15 protein-coding genes are annotated in these 18,659 nt (G+C 59.7%); 11 read left to right on the top strand and 4 right to left on the bottom strand.

The features are described from left to right. Positions 1 to 224: 224 nt before the first annotated feature. The 7 genes from E4L98_RS31130 (at position 225) to E4L98_RS29315 (ending at position 9,309) form a co-directional block, all read left to right on the top strand. Positions 225 to 353 (top strand): hypothetical protein, encoded by a 129-nt coding sequence (locus E4L98_RS31130; RefSeq protein ID WP_267874938.1) that lies wholly within the window; start codon positions 225 to 227, stop codon positions 351 to 353. A 113-nt stretch (positions 354 to 466) separates the two neighbouring features. Then, positions 467 to 2,281, top strand: coding sequence for a type VI secretion system baseplate subunit TssF (tssF, locus tag E4L98_RS29340; RefSeq protein ID WP_135205073.1), 1,815 nt, complete (start codon positions 467 to 469; stop codon positions 2,279 to 2,281). Then, positions 2,245 to 3,192: a type VI secretion system baseplate subunit TssG gene (gene tssG / locus E4L98_RS29335; RefSeq protein WP_135205072.1), complete on the top strand. Its 948-nt coding sequence runs from the start codon at positions 2,245 to 2,247 to the stop codon at positions 3,190 to 3,192. The genes tssF and tssG overlap by 37 nt, the downstream gene beginning before the upstream one ends. Before the next feature lie 9 nt (positions 3,193 to 3,201). Further along, positions 3,202 to 5,961, top strand: coding sequence for a type VI secretion system Vgr family protein (locus E4L98_RS29330; RefSeq protein WP_229257630.1), 2,760 nt, complete (start codon positions 3,202 to 3,204; stop codon positions 5,959 to 5,961). A 10-nt stretch (positions 5,962 to 5,971) separates the two neighbouring features. Continuing rightward, positions 5,972 to 7,699 carry a lipase family alpha/beta hydrolase gene (locus E4L98_RS29325; RefSeq protein WP_229257629.1) on the top strand — a complete coding sequence of 576 codons (1,728 nt, stop codon included), beginning with the start codon at positions 5,972 to 5,974 and terminating at the stop codon, positions 7,697 to 7,699. 97 nt (positions 7,700 to 7,796) lie between these two features. Then, entirely contained in the window at positions 7,797 to 8,768 is a 972-nt protein-coding gene (locus E4L98_RS29320; protein WP_135205071.1) for a T6SS immunity protein Tli4 family protein, read from the top strand. A 274-nt stretch (positions 8,769 to 9,042) separates the two neighbouring features. Continuing rightward, positions 9,043 to 9,309, top strand: coding sequence for a PAAR domain-containing protein (locus E4L98_RS29315; protein WP_135205070.1), 267 nt, complete (start codon positions 9,043 to 9,045; stop codon positions 9,307 to 9,309). Between the two features lie 60 nt (positions 9,310 to 9,369). Here E4L98_RS29315 and E4L98_RS29310 read toward each other — a convergent pair whose 3' ends face one another. The 4 genes from E4L98_RS29310 to dnaA all read right to left on the bottom strand — a co-directional run bounded on the left by E4L98_RS29310 (position 9,370) and on the right by dnaA (position 15,576). Beyond that, positions 9,370 to 10,275 (bottom strand): HNH endonuclease, encoded by a 906-nt coding sequence (locus E4L98_RS29310; RefSeq protein WP_135205069.1) that lies wholly within the window; start codon positions 10,273 to 10,275, stop codon positions 9,370 to 9,372. A gap of 159 nt (positions 10,276 to 10,434) precedes the next feature. Further along, entirely contained in the window at positions 10,435 to 12,927 is a 2,493-nt protein-coding gene (gene gyrB, locus E4L98_RS29305) for a DNA topoisomerase (ATP-hydrolyzing) subunit B (RefSeq protein WP_135205068.1), read from the bottom strand. A 46-nt stretch (positions 12,928 to 12,973) separates the two neighbouring features. Then, positions 12,974 to 14,080, bottom strand: coding sequence for a DNA polymerase III subunit beta (gene dnaN / locus E4L98_RS29300; protein WP_135205067.1), 1,107 nt, complete (start codon positions 14,078 to 14,080; stop codon positions 12,974 to 12,976). A 98-nt stretch (positions 14,081 to 14,178) separates the two neighbouring features. Next, positions 14,179 to 15,576, bottom strand: a complete 1,398-nt coding sequence (dnaA, locus tag E4L98_RS29295) for a chromosomal replication initiator protein DnaA (protein ID WP_135205066.1) — start codon at positions 15,574 to 15,576, stop codon at positions 14,179 to 14,181. Positions 15,577 to 15,976: 400 nt separating this feature from the next. Here dnaA and rpmH point away from each other — a divergent pair, with 400 nt between their 5' ends. Genes rpmH through yidC form a run of 4 tightly spaced genes read left to right on the top strand, consistent with a single transcriptional unit; the run spans position 15,977 to position 18,624 of the window. After that, the gene (rpmH, locus tag E4L98_RS29290; RefSeq protein WP_040378179.1) at positions 15,977 to 16,111 is read left to right on the top strand and encodes a 50S ribosomal protein L34; all 135 of its coding nucleotides are present in this window, start codon (positions 15,977 to 15,979) and stop codon (positions 16,109 to 16,111) included. 39 nt (positions 16,112 to 16,150) lie between these two features. Beyond that, positions 16,151 to 16,594, top strand: a complete 444-nt coding sequence (gene rnpA / locus E4L98_RS29285; RefSeq protein WP_135205090.1) for a ribonuclease P protein component — start codon at positions 16,151 to 16,153, stop codon at positions 16,592 to 16,594. Further along, positions 16,591 to 16,854, top strand: coding sequence for a membrane protein insertion efficiency factor YidD (gene yidD, locus E4L98_RS29280; RefSeq protein ID WP_135205065.1), 264 nt, complete (start codon positions 16,591 to 16,593; stop codon positions 16,852 to 16,854). Before rnpA ends, yidD begins: the two co-directional genes overlap by 4 nt. Before the next feature lie 9 nt (positions 16,855 to 16,863). Beyond that, entirely contained in the window at positions 16,864 to 18,624 is a 1,761-nt protein-coding gene (yidC, locus tag E4L98_RS29275; RefSeq protein WP_135205064.1) for a membrane protein insertase YidC, read from the top strand. The last annotated feature ends 35 nt before the right edge of the window (positions 18,625 to 18,659 follow it).

Here is an 18,659-nt window from a genome sequence, read left to right as displayed (position 1 = left end):
CGTCAGGGCGGATAGCTGTTGTTGCTGAGCATTCCCTTGGGGCCACCGCCGCCGCGCCGCGCGCCTCCGACATCTGGCAAGCCCAAGCGTACTGGCAAGCGCGAGCAGCGCCTGGCGGCGGAGTCAACGAACTGCAGCGCGATCTGTTCGGCATCAGCCACCTGCTGCGCTACGAGTGGGCGCTGTTCACCTGGTCGGATCGGGCGCTGACACCGCAAGCCGTCTTGCGTCATGTGGAGGACGAGGCGGAACAGATGCGCCGCATGCTGGCCGCCACCGAACGCGATCTGGCGGCGTTCCAGGACGTCAAGCAACTGAAGACCTGCCAGCCGCCGCCTGCCGACGACTGGTAGGTCTGAAGTTACCGGCGCTTGTGTTTTCTCAAAGGAATGATTTTCCGTCGTGACATGATCGACAGCCTGGGCCATCCCGATGGCGGGACGCCCGCCTGCGATGGATGCGCGAGATGGAAAAACTGCTGCCCTATTACGAACGTGAGTTGAGCCTGCTGCGGCGCGCCGGCGCCGAGTTCGCGGGACGCTATCCCAAGCTGGCGGGCAGCCTGCAGATCCGCGGCGAAACCTGCGCCGATCCCCACGTCGAGCGGCTGATCCAGGCGTCGGCCTTCCTGAACGCGCGCGTGGCGCGGCTGCTGGACGATGGCTACGCCCACTTCACCGACGCGCTGCTGGCGATGCTGTATCCGCATTATTTGCGGCCGATCCCGTCCTGCTCCATCGCCCGCATCGACTACAGCGGCGCGCGCGTCAGCGAACTCGGCGCGGCGCGCGTCATGCCGCGCGGCACCGCCATGAAGTCGTTCGGTCACAGCGCCGCCGTGTGCCGCTTCCGCACCGTCTACGATGTGACGGTGGCGCCGGTGACGATCGCCGCGGTGCAGCTGGAACCCTACCCGCAGCTGCCGGCCACGCTGACGCTGCCCGCGGAGGCCGGCGTCGCCATCTGCATCACCCTCGCCAGCACCGGCGCGGCGCGCAGCCTGAGGGAGGCGGGCATCGACCGGCTGCGCGTCTTCATCGACGGCGACAGCTCGCTGCGCGCCGCCCTGCGCGACGCGCTGTTCATGCAGACCGCCTGTGCCTGCGTGGAAGCGGACGGCCACTGGCGGATGCTGGAACGGCTGCCGCTGGCGCCGGTCGGCTTCGCGCCCGAGGAGGCGCTGCTGCCGGCCGCGCCGTCCGAACACGCCGCCTACCGCCTGCTGAGCGAATACTTCGCCTTCCCCGAAAAATTCGACTTTGCCGACATCGACCTGGCGGCGCTGCTGGCGGCCAGTCCGGATGGCTGCGCGCGCCTGACGCTGCGGCTGCTGCTGGCCGACATCCGTCCCGACGCGCCTGTCACGCGCATGCTGCGCACGCTGTGCGCCGATAACCTGGTGCCGGCCTGCACGCCGGTGATCAACCTGTTCCCGCACGCCGCCACGCCGATCCGCATCACGCACACCAGCAGCAGCTACCCGCTGCTGGTGGACGAAAGCGGCGCCTGCGACATCTACAGCGTCGACACTGTACAGATGGTGCGCAACGCCGGCGACGGCAGTGCGGTCACCGAATTCTTCCCTTGTCACTCGCTGCGCCATGGCCAGCCCGGCAGGAAAGGACATTACTGGCTGTCCCAGCGTGACGACCTGATGCCGCCCGGTCTGGAACACACGCTGACGCTGGTCGACCGCGACTTCTCACCGCTGCGCCTGGATGGCGGCACCGCCTCGGTGCACCTGACCTGTACCGACCGCAACCTGCCGCATGGGCTGCCATACGGCCGCGCCGGCGGCGACCTGAACACGGAGACCTGCATCGCCAGCTTCCCCATCCGCCTGCTGCGGCGGCCGACGCTGTCGTACCGTCTGGACAGCCGGCAGTGGGGCCTGATCGCCCAGCTGGCGCTGAACCACCGCTCGCTGACGCAGGAAGGCTTGCCGGCCCTGACCGCCATGCTGCGGCTATACGCGCATCCGGACAGCCTGGTCGCGCAGCGGCTGATCGACGGCATCACCGCACTGTCGCAAAGGCCGGCGACGGCCTGGCTGCGGCAGGCGCAGGGCAACGCCTATCTGCGCGGCGTGGAAATCCATGTGTCGCTGGACGAGGACGCCTATGCCGGCATGAGCCTGCACGCTTTTGCCCAGCTACTCGACCACCTGTTCAGCCTGCATGTGCACCTGAACAGCTTTACCCGGCTGGTGGTGCTGTCGCACGCCAGTGGAAAGGAGCTCTTGCGATGCCCACCTCGCAACGGCCTGCTGCCGCTGGCGTGATCGGCCGCCTGCTGGCCGCGCCGCAGCGCTTCGAATTCTTCCAGGCGATGCGGCTGCTCGAGCAATGGCGGCCGGGCGCGGTGCGCTGCCGCAACCGGCTGGGCATGAGCTTTCCGCCCAACCAGATCGAGAACATCAGCAGCGACGATACTGGCGTGCGCGTCACGCCGGCGTTCATGGGCTTGCTCGGTAGCCAGGGCGTGCTGCCGCTGCATTACTCGGAACGCATCGGACGTCATGAGCGCAGTGCCAACGATGGCGGCCCGCGCGCGTTTCTCGATCTGCTGTCGCACCGGCCGGTCGCCCTGTTTTACGAAGCCTGGACCAGGCACCGGCCGGAATGCGCGGAAGACGCATTCATGGCCTTGCTCAACGCGCTGGCCGGCGTCTCCCGCGTCGGCGAGGACAGCGGCGGCATCGCCCGCGAAACCATCGCCTTCTACGCCATGCAGATCCGCGCCCGCGCGGCGCCGGCCGCGCTGCTGGAGGGCATGTACTCGGAATACTTCGGCGTGCCGGTCGAGGTGCAGCCGCTGATCGGCGAATGGCGCGCGCTGCCGGCGCAAGACCAGGCGCAACTGGGCCGTGCCCACGTGGCGCTGGACGGCGGCGTGATGCTGGGAGCGCGCTGCTACGGTTGCGACGGCCGCGCCCGTCTGCGCATCGGTCCGTTGGACAAGGGGCGTTACGAGGATTTTTTGCCCGGCAGAGCTGGCGCGCGGCAACTGGCGGCCATGCTGGCGCTGCACTGCGGCGCCGGCCTGACCTGGGAAGTGTATCTGGTGCAGCGCGCACAGGACATGACTGGCGTGCGGCTGGATGGCGGCAGTCGCCTGGGCGTCGATGCCCGCCTGCAGGACGGCACGGCCACCGAGGACCACGCGGAACTGATGTACTTGTTGCATAGCTAAGGAGCGATCGTGGAAAGCGGCGACTTTTTCAGCTTCATGACGGCGGCCAGGGAACTGGTCACCAGCAACCGGCCGCTGCGGCTGCGGCTCGAGCTGCCCGGCGGCTTCAACGACGACCTGCTGCTGCCACAGCGCGTGTACGGCACCGAGCACATCTGCGGCGGCATCGAATACCGCGTACTGTGCGTCTCCGGCGAGGTGCAACTGCCGCTGAAGCAAATGATCGCCGTGCCGGCCAGGCTGGAAATCGTCACCGACCGCGGCGCGCTGCGCAGCGTGTGCGGCATCGTCACCGAGGCCAGCTCGGGCGACAGCGACGGCGGCCTGGCCAGCTACCAGCTGGTGCTGCGCGACGCCCTGGCCATCCTGGAAAAACGCACCAACACCCGCGTGTTCCGCAACATGGACGAAGTGGAAATCGTCCAGCGCATCCTGAACGAATGGCGGCACAAGAATTCCGTGCTTGGCGTCTGCTTCAAGCACGAGCTGTGCGAAGCGTTCGAACTGCGCACCTACCCCAAGCGTGAATTCACCATGCAGCACAACGAGTCGGATGCGCACTTCATCCGTAGGTTGCTGAAGCGGCGTGGCATCGGCTGGTATGTGCGGGCGAACGGCGACAGCCACACGCTGGTCCTGTTCAACCGCAGCGACACCCTGCGCCAGAACGCCGCTGGCACCGTGCGCTACCACCGCGACAGCGCCACCGAGCAACGCGACACCATCACACGCTGGAGCGCGGTGCGCAGCCTGCAACCGGGCGTGGTGACGCGGCACAGCTGGGATTACCGCAATCCCGAAGGGCGTGACTTCATGCTGGCGCAGGCCGACGGCAGCAACAACCAGGGACCGAACGGCAACGAAATGGCCGCCAGCCTGGACGACTACCAGATCCTGCCGCCGCATGCCGGCAACGACAACGAAGACCTGTTCCGCATGGGGCAGTTGCGTTTGAGGCGGCATGACTACGAGTCGAAATGCTTCCATGGTGAAGGCAGCGTGCGCGACCTGTGCGCCGGTGAATACTTCCGGCTGGCCGAGCATCCTGAAGTCGACCAGCATCCGGCGGAAGAGCGCGATTTTGTGGTCACGGCATTACGTGTGGCGGCACAAAACAATCTGCCGAAAGCGCTGGCGGCACGCGTGGAGGGGCTGTTCACCCGCAGCCGTTGGGCGCAAGACGGCGACGACATGCAAATGCAGCGCGAGCTGGGCGACAAGGTGGCGGATGGGCCGCTGCGGATGCACATACAGTTGACGGCGGTGCGCCGCACGGTGCCGATCGTGCCGGCCTTCGACCCTCGCACCGATGTGCCGCAGGCGCAAATGCAAAGCGCGGTTGTAGTCGGCCCGGAGGGAGAGGAGGTGTACTGCGACGAACTGGGGCGGGTCAAGATCCGTTTTCCCGGTACACGCCCGGAGGATCATGCCGAAGTTGGTGGCGCCACCGACACTGAGGCCGACTCCGCCTGGGTGCGTGTTGCGTCCAATTGGGCGGGGGCGGGTCCGAGTAGTCTGGTCCAATGCGGCACTTTAGGTTTGCCTCGTATTGGTACAGAAGTTCTGGTTTCGTTTCTTGGAGGAGATCCGGACAAGCCTGTGATCGTCGCACAACTCTACAATCAGTCTGCATCCCCACCATCATTGAGAGAACTTGCTGGGCTTCCCGATGAGAAATACCTTGCAGGTTTCAAAAGTAAGGAAGTGCGGGGTAGTCGATCTAATCAAGTTCGCTTCGACGATACACCGGGAGAGATAAATGCTCAATTGGCGAGTGACCATGGCCACACGGAGCTGAATTTAGGTTTCCTCACGCATCCAAATGCAAACGGCAAAAGTGAGCCGCGAGGAGAGGGAGCAGAGCTTCGGAGTGATAAAGCTGTCTCAATCCGTGGAGGTGAAGGTGTTTTGATCTCCGCGAGCGGTCGTACACGCGCAGCTGGTGCGCTGCTTAGCAGAGATGAGCTCTCTACTCTCGCCGAGGCCTCGCAGCATGTTGCCGAAGAGCTTACGGCCGTGGCGGCGAGGCACTCCATTGAGACGGAAAACACGCGGGATTTATCCGACCTCGTGAATCGAGTTAAAAATTGGGACGGCGAAGGGGAGAACACCTCGATTGGCGAATCTCAACCAATCATCGCAATGAGTGCGCCGGCGGGGGCTTTCATCGGAAGTCAAATGGCGGTGGCGATAGCTGCGAAAGCTTCCGCGCATGTGCTTAGCTTGGATAACGCATATATTGAAACTGGCCGCAATCTGATGCTAAGAGCAATGCAGGGTGTAAGTGTGTTCGCGCTTAAGCTTGGTATTAAGCTTATTGCAGCATCGGGCAATATCAAGATCGAAGCGCACAACGGCGATATTGAGATAACGTCGTTAAAAAAAATAAGGTTGACCGCTACGGAAGGGATAGAAATTCAATCGCAAGCTGTAAAGATCGTCGCGCAAGGATGTCAGGTTGATTATGGGGCTGGTGCGATTACCCAACAAAGCAAGGGAGACCATACCATCAAGTCATCCAAATTCAAGCATGAAAATGGCAGTGATGGACGCCCTGTTAACTTGTCGCTCCCCTCTACAGAGGTGGACCATGATCAGCAAGTGTTGGTGACCGATATGATTACTGATGAGCCAATTATTGGGCGTAGATATCGCGTTACCTTGGAAGACGGCAAGGTTGTCGAAGGCAAAACTGACAACAATGGTTTAACTGAGCGATTTGCATCCAAGATTGCTTTTGCTCGATTCGAGATAGAGCTTTTGGAGTGAGGGCCTAGCCATGTCCGATCAAAACATGATAAAAGACAGCGATAAAAAAAATAAGGTCTGCGGTTGCTGTACACCCAAGGCAGACAAAATTCCCCAAAAAATGAGTGTGGCACCCAAACGTGTCCTACCCATAGTATTTTTGCCCGGCATTATGGGATCCAGCTTACGCATGAGTGCAGCTAGACAAGCAGAATTAAAAAAAAGTAATAACATCGCTTGGAAACCCGATAGCGGGTTTGATGCGCTAAAAATGGTTAACGCTACCCCAGCTCAACGGCAACTCCAATTGGATCCTGACACGACTGAAGTCGATATTTATGATCCACACACTAACCCTACTGGTGATCCAAAAGAAACAGCAGATGGTCGCCATAATCTTGGTTTTATCAACGTCGAACTCAATGTAGGTATTGATACACCGTTGTTAAAGAGTGATCCAAAAAAAAGCAAAGAAGTGAAAGCAAGGGAACGTGGATGGGGGGAAGTGTACTTTTCCAGTTACCGATCTATTTTGGAAATTTGCGAAGAGGCACTCAATCAGTATTGGACCACGGGGCCTTGGGTTAGCGCCATAATAGGAAGAGAGCCTAAAATTTGGGGAGCCTCCCCAGAATTTATGCTGCCGATATTAACTGAGCAGCAGCACAAAAAAGCCGTCGCTGGTTGTTGGTTTCCAGTACATGCGATGGGCTATAACTGGCTTAAATCCAATGCTCAATCTGCCAAAGTAATCGCGAGTCGTATTAGTGCGTTGATATGTAAGTATCAGAATGAAGGGTACCAGTGTGAAAAAATAATTGTGGTTACTCATTCTATGGGTGGGTTAGTGGCGCGTGCTCTGATCCACCCCGATATCGGTGGGATGAAAGACGAGATATTGGGTATTGTTCACGGTGTGATGCCAGCAGCAGGTGCACCAGCTGCCTATAAACGAATGCGTTGTGGTTTTGAGGAGGCCTATGGAGGAATTCATCCTGCGCCCAAGGTATTAGGTAACTATGGAGCCGAAGTCACGGCTGTTCTGGCAAACGCACCAGGCGGGTTGGAGCTCCTTCCAAGCAAAGCATACGGGAATGAATGGCTCGTCATTGCACAAGGAGATAAATCGCTCCTGAAGCTTCCCCAGAAAGGCAATCCCTATAGTGAAATTTATAAACTGCCAGATAAGTGGTATGGACTGCTGCGCGAAGAGTGGATCAATCCTGCGCGTCTTGAGGGGAGAGGTTTCAGTAAAACCTGTGAGCTTTTAGATCTGGCTGAGAATTTTCACGATACGATACGCGATTCCTACCATCCCTTGAGTTACGCTCACTATGGCGCGGACTCAAGCCGCCCATCTTGGGAAAAGGTCGTTTGGAATTTGGAAAAAAATCAGAAGACTGATGGCTGGCAGAATTTTCATATCATTTTGGATAGCGGTAAAGGACGACTGCAGATCTTCAAATCGGAAACAGCGCCAAATATTGACATCGGTTTTTCCATTGATGGAGTTGAGTCAGCACAGTTGACACCTCACGGAGCAGTCGATGTGTCGCTTGGTCCTAGTAATGGACCGGGGGATCAGACTGTTCCTATGCGGTCGGCGGATGCACAGCTATTTAGTAAAAAGTTCGCGGGTATTTTTCGGCAAATCGGATACGAGCATCAAGGCAGCTATGACGACAAGAATGCAGTTCGTTCGACCCTCTATAGCCTAAGCAAAATTATTAGTACGATGAGGTGGTCCGATGATACATGATCGTTTTAGCTACCTATTTTTAGCAATGACCGCCGGTGCGCTCGCTGCAGCTATTTCCTTCAGCAGTGTTAGCCACCGTGAACCCCATGGAGATCATATGACGATCAAGAGCGCTCGTGTTCAGCAACTTTTCTCTCAAACAAGGACGGTTTGTATAGGGCGGCTGTTGCTTGACGTTCCAGCGGAATCAGCTGTAGTGTATGGCCCGTCGTATGCGCCTTGGCCCCTCACCACTTATATCGGTGACGCAGAAAAAAAAGAATCAGTGGTCGCTAAACGTCTAGCTGAAACTTTAGAAGAGAGGAATATCGCAAGCGGAAACCTGCGTGGCGAAGATTCGCTGGTTGGCACCTTGCGGGAGGGGGGATTTGCCGGGCAAAAAATTGTATTCGGTATTACCAAGGGGAACTCTGCCATTTATAAGATAGATTCTTATGTAGCCGCTGGAGAAAATTTGTTTGTCCAAACTGCCGACCCGATTGCAGCAGAAAAAGACAAAGCGATTCAAGACTTGAACGCAATTGCCTCCGCCCTAAGATATCGCGAACTAACCGAAATCCCAACGGAAGCAGGGGCTTGTGTGGACGGTGGGTTTATTGCAGAGACGCCGTACTTAAGATTTGAAGCTTTTAATTTGGGCGTACGGCTACAGGCATTTCCTGACGTACATTTCTCTCTTTCTGCAACAAACAAGGATGTGCTCGTTGAGTCGGACGCGCTTGAACCTCGTTTACGGCAGGCGGAAGAGATAGCTAATCATTCCGGGCAAGGTGGATGGTACTCTCGTATCAAGACATTCCGGCGAGGCCGTCGTCAGATTGGTCACTGGCACGGCTTCGAAATGCTGGCGTGGAAGCCAGCGCAAGAGACTGAAGGTGAGTCGCACGAGTTTGTATATGTCAGCCAAGGGGAGCCCAAAAACGCCCTGCGCCCGCTGCTCGAGCTGGAGCTGCACACCGGTGTCTTGGATAACCGAGTAGGCAATGCCAAGCCTAGTTTAACGGACGAAGAGGCGGTTGAACTCTGGGATCGTCTGACAGCTTCGATTCGGGTACGGCCATATAAATGACTGTCACGACCAGATCTTCAAAACGTAGCACCGGCCAAGTCAGGCGTCCGATATCAACAAATCCGTGCATTAAATTGGCTATGCAGCACATTGGAGAATGCGGACTGTGACGCCAAGTGAGTCCTGCGCACGTGTCCAATCGGTATCGTTCGTGCTCCTCTTAGAAGCTATAGTGGTGTGGGACAAGCTTGCCTATCTAATTTGCGTTCGCAAGTTCCCCTCTTTTTGAATGTTGCCTGGGGCAATCAGCCTCAATATCAGGGCGGGAAAGAAAATGAAAAACGTAATCAGGGTAGGCGACCCTACCTCACATGGCGGTAAGGTCCTTGAGAGCGGCGCCGCGCATTTCATCGTGAGCGGAAAGCCAGTTGTGCTAGTCGGTGACAAGTGCATTTGCCCGATTACCGGCCATCAAAATTGCACGGTAGTGAGCGGCAACGAGAAGCATCAAATCAACGGCAAAGCGGTCGCCTACGATGGCGACAAAACCAGCTGTGGCGCTACTCTCATCTCGACGATTGGCACCTTCTCATCGGCTTAGGCGGTGATAACGCAGACCGTCGCGTGCACTGACACGTAGGCGCTTTCCCCTATCAGAAAGTTAGCTGAAGCCGTGCCGGCGTTGATGTTTGATCAGATAGCTAACGTTTGCCGTCGTGAGATCCCTTAAACGAGTGAAGCGGTCCAGACCCAAGATACCGCGATCCTCCAAGTTAAGCCTGGTAGCGATTTGTAAGAGCCCCTGATTCGAGAAGGAGATGAGTCCTTGGTCAAACAGCCGGTCGATATGTGGCGCTAAGAGTAAGCCGTTGTTCACATCCAAGCGCTGTTCATTGTTGCAGAGTGCCCAGGCCTCAATGTGGGATGCCACCATAAGATTGGTATTCTGCAGTCCCGTGAGTGCGCACCGGCCGCCCCAGCGTTTGATGAGATCCGAGCGAAATTGACCTTGACCACGCCGGGCTTGTATCAATGCCTCGCGCGTGGTTTTAGAAATTTTCGCCGTCGAGACATTGCCCGCATCGATCAACGCTTCATCGATCAGTTTAGTTTGCCGCGTCGCCTCTAACAAAAACATACCTGCGTCCGCCGGCAGATGCGCCATGTAGATTTGGTTGAGTGTGCCCTGACTATTGAAGAGTGAAGGCGAACTTCTGCTATCGAATCGTGCGATGAACTCGGCAGAAATTTCGTCACGATGGATTTCCCGGTCGAGCTGGATGATTTCCACATCGACCCGATTGCCAATTTCGTCCCAATTCTTGAACGCAGGATTGAACGGACGTCTTTCTCGGTATGCATCCATGTGCGCGCGTGCTAGAAAGCTGATGCGTTTCTCATAGCAGCAAAAGATCACATCGCCCTGCTTGACGCTTGCAACGTTGTCCCAATAAAGCCGGGTGACTTCGTTGCCGACCTTGTTGACGGAGCTTATGGGGGCCCATAGGAAATGCTGCTCGATCACCGCTTTGTGCGTGCCGCCTATGTTGACCCAATAGAATTCCAAAAAATCCTCGTACTGTTTATTTTCTTGAATTAATTTACGTTCATAAACAATACTATCACTTCCTGTATCAAGACGCCTAAGAGTCGGTATCCGAGTCTCGATTGACCAAAAAAAAGCGACCTCATCAGAGGTCGCTTTGCTTGTCAGCGAAGAGGCGTATCAGACGTCGATATTCCCCGCACGCAGCGCATTGGTCTCAATGAACGCCCGACGCGGCTCCACATCATCCCCCATCAGCGTGGTGAAGATCTGGTCCGCGGCAATCGCATCCTCGATCTGTACCTTGAGCAAGCGGCGCACGGTCGGGTCCATGGTGGTTTCCCACAGCTGTTCCGGATTCATCTCGCCCAGACCTTTGTAGCGCTGCTTGGAGACCACGCGTTCCGCTTCGTCGCGCAGCCATTGCATGGCCTGGTGGAAGTCGTGCACGGCCGATTCCTTGGTGCGCTCGCCTTCGCCGCGGCGCACGACCGCGCCTTCGCCGATCAGGCCGCTGAAGGTGGAGGCGGCGTCGGCCAGCACGCGGTAGTCGGCGCCCTGGACGAAGTCGGCGTCGATGGCGCTGACTTTGACGTTACCGTGGTGCATGCGCTCGATCCACAGCATGTGCTTCTCGCTCAGTTCATCCGAGCGGACGCTGACCTTGACGCTGATGTCGTTGATGTTGCCGGCCAGCGCGCGCGCCGAGGCTTCGGCCGCTTCCTGGGTGCTCAGGTCCAGCGTCACGCCGGTCATGATGGCGGTCAGCGCGGCGCGGTCGATCACGCGCGTCAGGCGCGTCATGATGACGTTGGCCAGGTTGAACTGGCGCACCAGCTCGGCCAGCGGTTCGCCGGTGATCGGGTCGGCGCCGTCGCGCGGGGTCAGCACGGCGGTGTTCAGCGCCACGTTCATCATGTAGCCGGCTTCTTCGGCGTCGTCCTTGAGGTAGCGCTCGTCGCGGCCGGCCTTGACCTTGTACAGCGGCGGCTGGGCGATGTAGACGTGGCCGCGCTCGACCAGTTCCGGCATCTGGCGGTAGAACAGGGTCAGCAGCAGGGTGCGGATGTGGGCGCCGTCGACGTCGGCGTCGGTCATGATGATGATGCGGTGGTAGCGCAGCTTTTCGACGTTGAATTCGTCCGGGCCGATCGAGGTGCCCAGGGTGGCGATCAGGGTGGTGATCTGTTCCGACGACAGCATCTTTTCGAAGCGCGCCTTTTCCACGTTCAGCACCTTGCCGCGCAGCGGCAGGATGGCCTGGAACTTGCGGTCGCGGCCCTGCTTGGCCGAGCCGCCCGCAGAGTCACCCTCGACGATGTACAGTTCGCACAGGGCCGGGTCGCGTTCTTGGCAGTCGGCCAGTTTCGACGACAGGCCCAGGCCGTCCATCACGCCCTTGCGGCGGGTCAGGTCGCGCGCCTTGCGCGCCGCTTCGCGCGCACGCGCGGCTTCGACGATCTTGCCGCAGATGATCTTGGCGTCGTTCGGCTTTTCCATCAGGAAGTCGGTCAGGGTCTTGGCGACGATTTCCTCGACCGGGCCGCGCACTTCGGACGAGACCAGCTTGTCCTTGGTCTGCGAGGAGAATTTCGGTTCCGGCACTTTCACCGACAGCACGCAGGTCAGGCCCTCGCGCATGTCGTCGCCGGAGATTTCTACTTTCGCTTTCTTGGCGAAGTCGTTCTCGTCGATGTATTTGTTGATCACGCGCGTCATGGCCGCGCGCAGGCCGGTCAGGTGGGTGCCGCCGTCGCGCTGCGGGATGTTGTTGGTGAAGCACAGCACGGTTTCGTTGTAGGCGTCGTTCCACTGCATGGAGACGTCCACGGTGATGGTGGTGTTCTGGTCCGACTGGCGCTCGCCGGTGGCCTGGAACACGGTCGGGTGCAGCACGGTCTTGGCCTTGTTGATGTATTCGACGAAGCCGCGGGTGCCGCCTTCGAAGGCGAAGATTTCTTCCTTGCCGGTGCGCTGGTCGGTCAGCTTGATGTTGACGCCGTTGTTCAGGAAGGACAGTTCGCGGATGCGCTTGGCCAGGATTTCGTAGTGGAATTCGACGTGGGTGAAGATTTCCTCGTCGGCCCAGAAGTGCACGTCGGTGCCGCGCTTGTCGGTTTCGCCGATGACCTTGATCGGCGAGACTTGCACGCCGTCGCGCATTTCCAGCTCACGGTTCTGCGGCACGCCGCGCACGAAGTCCATCTGGTGCACCTTGCCGTCGCGGCGGATGGTCACGCGCAGCAGTTTGGACAGCGCGTTGACGCAGGACACGCCGACGCCGTGCAGGCCGCCCGAGACTTTATACGCGTTCTGGTCGAACTTGCCGCCGGCGTGCAGTTCGGTCAGCACGATCTCGGCCGCCGAGCGCTTCGGCTCGTGCTTGTCGTCCATCTTCAGGCCGACCGGGATGCCGCGGCCGTTGTCGGTGATGGAGATCGAGTTGTCCGAGTGGATGGTGACGTGGATCTCGGAGCAGTAGCCGGCCAGCGCCTCGTCGATCGAGTTGTCCAGCACTTCGAACACCAGGTGGTGCAGGCCGGTGCCGTCCGAGGTGTCGCCGATGTACATGCCGGGACGTTTGCGGACTGCTTCCAGACCTTCCAGGATCTGGATCGAGGAGGCGCCGTATTCTTCGTTCTTTACCGCTGGGACTGCATTCTCTTCGGACATGTGCTGCTTTCTCTAAATTCGATTACGTAAAGGCTCTGGGCGCGGCTTAAATGCGCATCGGCATGACGACGTACTTGAAGTCGGCATTGTCCGGGATCGAGATCAGCGCCGACGAGTTGGAGTCGCCCAGCGCCACGTTGACCTGGTCGCATTTCAGGTTGTTCAGCACGTCCAGCAGGTAGGTGACGTTGAAGCCGATGTCGACGCTGTCGCCGCCGTAGTCGATTTCCAGTTCCTCGACCGCTTCTTCCTGGTCGGCGTTGGTGGAGCTGATCTTCATCACGCCCGGCGCGATGATGCAGCGCACGCCCTTGAACTTATCGCTGGTCATGATGGCCGCGCGCTGCAGCGAGCGCAGCAGCTCGTCGCGGCCGATGGTGAACTCGTTCTTGTAGCCTTTCGGGATCACGCGCGTGTAGTCGGGGAACTTGCCCTCCACCAGTTTCGAGATCAGCTCGATGTCGGCGAAGGTCAGCTTGACCTGGTTGGCGGCGATGTCCAGTTGTACCGGCTCGTCGTTTTCTTCCAACAGGCGCTGCAGTTCGATGATGGTCTTGCGCGGGATGATCACTTCCTGGCGCGCGAAGGTCTGCTCGGTCTCGACCTGGCAGAAGGCCAGGCGGTGGCCGTCGGTGGCCACGGCGATCACGTTGTTGCCGTCCAGGACCAGCAGCAGGCCGTTCAGGTAGTAGCGGATGTCCTGCTGGGCCATCGAGAAGTGCACCATGTTGAACAGGTGCTTGAGGGTTTTCTGCGGCAGCGTGACGGTGGCGCTGTAGCTGTCGGCCTGCTGCACGGTCGGGAATTCCTCGGCCGCCAGGGTTTGCAGCGCGAAGCGCGATTTGCCCGATTGCACGGCCAGGCGCTTGTTCTGCAGGGTGATGGTCACGTCGCCCGATTCCGGCAGCGCGCGCAGGATGTCCAGCAGCTTGCGCGCGGCCACGGTGGTGCCGGTCACTTCCGCGCCCGAGCCGATCTCGGCGTTGGTGGTGATCTGGACTTCGGTGTCGGTCGACAGGAAGGATACGCTCTCGCCTTCTTTGCGGATGAGGATATTGGCCAGAATCGGCATAGTGTGCCGACGCTCGACAATACCGCTCACGATCTGCAGTGGCCGGAGTAGCGTATCTCGGGTGGTTTTGACCAATTGCATAGAAAATCCTCAGTAAAAATTAACGTGTTTGCGAATACTTTGCCGGCTGGCCGGCATGACAGGTTTGCCTGAATCATAATGGCAAACCCGGTCACGGGCTAGCCCTTCAGCGTCTGTTCCAGGACGTGCAATTCGTGGTTGCATTCCGGGTTTTTGGTGCGGTCCAGGGCGATCTTGCGCACCGCGTGCAGCACCGTGGTGTGGTCGCGGCCGCCGAACAGCTCGCCGATCTCCGGCAGCGACTTCTGCGTCAGTTCCTTGGCCAGGTACATGGCGATCTGGCGCGGCCGCGCGATGTTGGCGGGCCGGCGCTTGGAATACATGTCGGCCACCTTGATGTTGAAGAAGTCGGCCACGGTTTTCTGGATGTTTTCCACCGAGATCTGGCGGTTCTGCACCGACAGCAGGTCCTTCAGCGCCTCCTTGACGATGTCGATGGTGATGTCCTTGCCGTGGAAGCGCGAGTAGGCCAGGATCTTGCGCAGCGCGCCTTCCAGCTCGCGCACGTTGGAGCGCAGGTGCTTGGCGACGAAGAAGGCGACGTCGTCGGAGAAGGTGACGCCTTCCTGCTTGGCTTTCTTGAGCAAAATGGCCACGCGCATTTCCAGCTCGGGCGGCTCGATCGCCACCGTCAGGCCGGAGTCGAAGCGCGAGATCAGGCGGTCGTCCATGCCGGTGATTTCTTTCGGATAGGTATCCGAGGTGATGATGATCTGCTTCTTGGCGGCGATCAGCGCTTCGAACGCGTAGAAGAATTCCTCCTGCGTGCGGCTCTTGCCGCCGAAGAATTGAATATCGTCGATCAGCAGCATGTCCAGCGAGTGGTAGTAATGCTTGAAGTCGTCGAAGCCCTTGCGCTGGTAGGCGGTCACCACGTCGCGCACGTACTGCTCGGCGTGGATGTAGCGGATGCGTGCGTTGGGCTGGTCGGCCATCACCTGGTTGCCGATCGCGTGGATCAAGTGGGTCTTGCCCAGGCCGACGCCGCCGTAGAAGAACAGCGGGTTGTACGACACGCCCGGGTTGTTGGCGACCTGGATCGCGGCGGCGCGCGCCAGCTGGTTGGCCTTACCGGTGACGAAGCTTTCGAAGGTGAGGTCGGTGTTGATGCGGCTCTGCTCGCGGCGCGGCGCGGCCGAGGCCGGCATCTCGGGCACCGACGGCACCGGGTCGGCCAAGCGCGCGTTGTGGCTCGGCGCGCCGCCGTTCACGTCGGGCACCGGTGCCACGGTGGCGGCTTTTTTCGGCGCGCTCAGGCGCGGGTCGAGCACGAACTGGACTTCGGTCGGCTGGTCCCAATACTGGCAGGCCAGCGCGGTGATGCGGCTGGCGAACTGGGACTTGACCCAATCCAGCTTGAAGCGGTTGGGCGCGGCCACGCGCAGCTTGCCCGCCTCGTAATCGAGGGGGATAAGCGGCTTAATCCAGGCGCTGTATTGCTGCGGCGTCAGCTCCAGCTCCAGCTGGGCGGAGCAGGTCTGCCAGAAATTTTCCATGAATCGCTATCTGTGTACTGTACTGCGGATAAGGGTGTGGGCAACTTTGAAGTTTTTCACACGTAACGCGCTATTCTACTCTCGTCGAGCGAAGTTATCCACAGGGGCGACGCGAATTTTCGCGATTTTGAAGCGGGGCGCGGCCCGCCGCCGATGCCGGGCGGGCCAGTCAGTTGTTGACAAGGCTGGCCGAAATGCTGATAATTCAGGGTTCCCCGCCCGTATTCCCTGTTTCTTCACATGGAAATCAATATGGAGTAGCGAGGATTTAGCGGGCGATGAGATGGACCCAGCTTGTGCCGGTAGCGTTGGCATGGGTGCGCGAAGTGTCATTGGCACCAAAAACTGACGGGCCGTCTGACCCGATTTTGCATTTTTTTCTGCTTTAAGCGAGACCAACATGAAACGTACTTACCAACCTTCCGTTGTGCGCCGTAAGCGTACCCACGGCTTCCGTGCACGTATGGCTACCCGTGGTGGCCGCCAAGTGCTGAACGCACGCCGCGCCAAAGGCCGCAAGCGTCTGGCTGTATAAGCCATCTGCTTGTCATAGGCTGATCGCGTGGACAGCTGCATTTCAGGCGGCTCGACAGGCGAGGGTTCACACGACTTCGCGCGCGCTCGGCGTATCGTTAAAACGGATGAATTTTCATCCGTTTTTCGTTTGCGCCCCAGCCAAAAAAGCGCGCACTTCGTGCTGTACACCCGTCTGAACCAACTGCCGCATGCGCGGCTGGGCGTCGTGGTGGCCAAGCGCTTTGCGCCGCGCGCCGTCACGCGCAACACCATCAAGCGCCTCACCCGCGAAATCTTCCGCGTGACCGCTCTGCCGCCCCTCGATTGCGTGGTGCGCCTGGCCCGGCCGGTCAACAGCAAGGATGGCCCGGCCACCTCCGCCAAGCTGAAGGCAGCTTTGCGGGTGGAACTGGCACGTCTGTTCGCGGCGCAGATCAAACAGAGTAAATCTGCCCGACCCGCCTTGTCCCCCACGGCGCCGCCGCCACCTGTGTCGCCATGAAAACCGTGCTCCGCTTCCTGCTGCGCTTTTATCAACTGGCCATCAGCCCGCTGATGACGCCGAGCTGCCGCTTTCATCCGAGCTGCTCGAACTATGCGCTGGAAGCGCTGCAAGTGCACGGCGCCGGCAAAGGCAGCTGGCTGGCGGTGAAGCGCGTCTGCCGCTGCCACCCCTGGAATGCGGGCGGGCACGACCCGGTGCCGCCGGGCGCGGACCAATCGAATTCTTCAACAACCGCTTGCGGTTGCAACCACTCCTGAAAAGACCCAATGGATATCAATAAACGTACCATTCTGTGGATCGTGTTCGCGGTGTCGCTGTTTGTTCTGTGGAACAACTGGCAGATCCACAACGGCAATCCATCGATGTTTGCGCCGCCGCCGGCCCAGACGGCCAAGGCGCCTGAGGCGAAGAAGGCCGATGCCGCCGCCGCCAGCGCCGCCGCGGTTGCCGTGCCGGGCGCCGCGCCGGCCGATGGTGCGCCGCAAGCCGTGCCGTTCAAGGCCGAGCGCATCACCATCACCACCGACGTGGTGCGTGCCGATATCGATACCCAGGGCGGTACCATCAAGCGCCTGGAACTGCTGAAGTACAAGGAAAACAGCCATCCGGGCTGGTTCAACGGCTGCTTCGGCCTGTTCAAGTTCTGCCAGCCTGGCGACCAGAGCCAGAACGTGGTGCTGTTCGACGTCGACGCCGGCACCGGCAAGACTTACCTGGCGCGTACCGGCCTGATCGGCGCGGCCGGCCTGCCCAACCACACCACCGGCTTCGTCGCCAAGCCGGGTCCGCGCATGCTGACCGACGCCGGCCAGAACCAGATCCAGCTGGTGCTGGAGGCGGAATCGGGCGGCGTCAAGCTGACCAAGACCTTCACCTTCAAGCGCGGCGATTACGTGATCGACGTGCGCCACGATGTCACCAACACCGGCGCCGCGCCGGTGGCGCCGCAGCTGTACCTGCAGCTGGCGCACGATGGCAACAAGCCGGCCAACGACTCCTTCTTCAACAGCACCTACACCGGTCCGACCCTGTACACCGATGAGAAGCACTACGAGAAGCTGAAGTTCGAGACGCTGGAGAAGGAAGCCCAGGAGGCGGCCAAGACCGGCAAGCCGGCGGTGCAGGACCACGCGACCAAGGCCGACAACGGCTGGATCGCGATTTCGCAGCACTTCTTCGTCTCGGCCTTCGTGCCGCAGCCCAAGCAGATGCACGACATCACCACCGAGAAGATCGACACCAACCTGTACGGCATCAGCGTCAAGCAGCCGCTGGGCACCATCGCGCCGGGCGCGACCGTCAGCAACGACGCCAAGCTGTTCTCCGGTCCGCAGGAAGCCAAGCTGCTGGAGCCGGTCTCGCCGGGCCTGATCCTGGTGCGCGACTACGGCTGGCTGGCGATGATCGCCAAGCCGATGTTCGCGGTGATCAACTACATCCACTCGCTGCTGGGCAACTGGGGCTGGACCATCATCGTCTTCACCATCCTGATCAAGCTGCTGTTCTTCCCGCTGTCGGCGGCCGGCTACCGCAGCATGGCCAAGGTCAAGCTGGTGACGCCGAAGATGCAAGCCATCCGCGAGCGCTACAAGGGCGACCCGGCCAAGATGAACCAGGCCACGATGGAACTGTACAAGCAAGAAAAGATCAACCCGCTGGGCGGCTGCCTGCCTATCCTGGTGCAGATGCCGGTGTTCATCTCGCTGTACTACGTGCTGCAGTCGGCGGTGGAAATCCGCGGCGCGCCGTGGGCTTTCTGGATCACCGACCTGGCCCAGCATGACCCGTATGCGATCCTGCCGGTGCTGTACGCGATTTCGATGTTCATCACCACCAAGCTGAATCCGGCCCCGGCCGATCCGATGCAGGCCAAGATGATGATGTTCATGCCGCTGGCGTTCTCGGTGATGTTCTTCTTCTTCCCGTCCGGCCTGGTGCTGTACTGGGTGGTGAACAATGTGCTGTCGATTGCACAACAGTATGTGATTTCCAAGAAATTCGGCACGGTCGCCCCGGCCAAGGCGTAACATGCAGCTGATGCTGTTGCTAAAAAGCCCGCGGT

Source organism: Duganella callida (genome assembly GCF_004614165.1).
Classification (GTDB): domain Bacteria; phylum Pseudomonadota; class Gammaproteobacteria; order Burkholderiales; family Burkholderiaceae_D; genus Rugamonas; species Rugamonas callida.
This window is presented reverse-complemented; position numbering and strand designations above follow the sequence as displayed.

Excerpts from the sequence above, each read along its gene's own strand:
- rpmH (WP_040378179.1), top strand. The coding sequence starts at position 15,977 with ATGAAACGTACTTACCAACCTTCCGTTGTGCGCCGTAAGCGTACCCAC.
- E4L98_RS29320 (WP_135205071.1), top strand. The coding sequence starts at position 7,797 with ATGACGATCAAGAGCGCTCGTGTTCAGCAACTTTTCTCTCAAACAAGG.
- gyrB (WP_135205068.1), bottom strand. The coding sequence starts at position 12,927 with ATGTCCGAAGAGAATGCAGTCCCAGCGGTAAAGAACGAAGAATACGGC.
- tssG (WP_135205072.1), top strand. The coding sequence starts at position 2,245 with ATGCCCACCTCGCAACGGCCTGCTGCCGCTGGCGTGATCGGCCGCCTG.
- yidD (WP_135205065.1), top strand. The coding sequence starts at position 16,591 with ATGAAAACCGTGCTCCGCTTCCTGCTGCGCTTTTATCAACTGGCCATC.
- E4L98_RS29315 (WP_135205070.1), top strand. The coding sequence starts at position 9,043 with ATGAAAAACGTAATCAGGGTAGGCGACCCTACCTCACATGGCGGTAAG.
- tssF (WP_135205073.1), top strand. The coding sequence starts at position 467 with ATGGAAAAACTGCTGCCCTATTACGAACGTGAGTTGAGCCTGCTGCGG.
- dnaA (WP_135205066.1), bottom strand. The coding sequence starts at position 15,576 with ATGGAAAATTTCTGGCAGACCTGCTCCGCCCAGCTGGAGCTGGAGCTG.
- dnaN (WP_135205067.1), bottom strand. The coding sequence starts at position 14,080 with ATGCAATTGGTCAAAACCACCCGAGATACGCTACTCCGGCCACTGCAG.
- E4L98_RS29325 (WP_229257629.1), top strand. The coding sequence starts at position 5,972 with ATGTCCGATCAAAACATGATAAAAGACAGCGATAAAAAAAATAAGGTC.
- yidC (WP_135205064.1), top strand. The coding sequence starts at position 16,864 with ATGGATATCAATAAACGTACCATTCTGTGGATCGTGTTCGCGGTGTCG.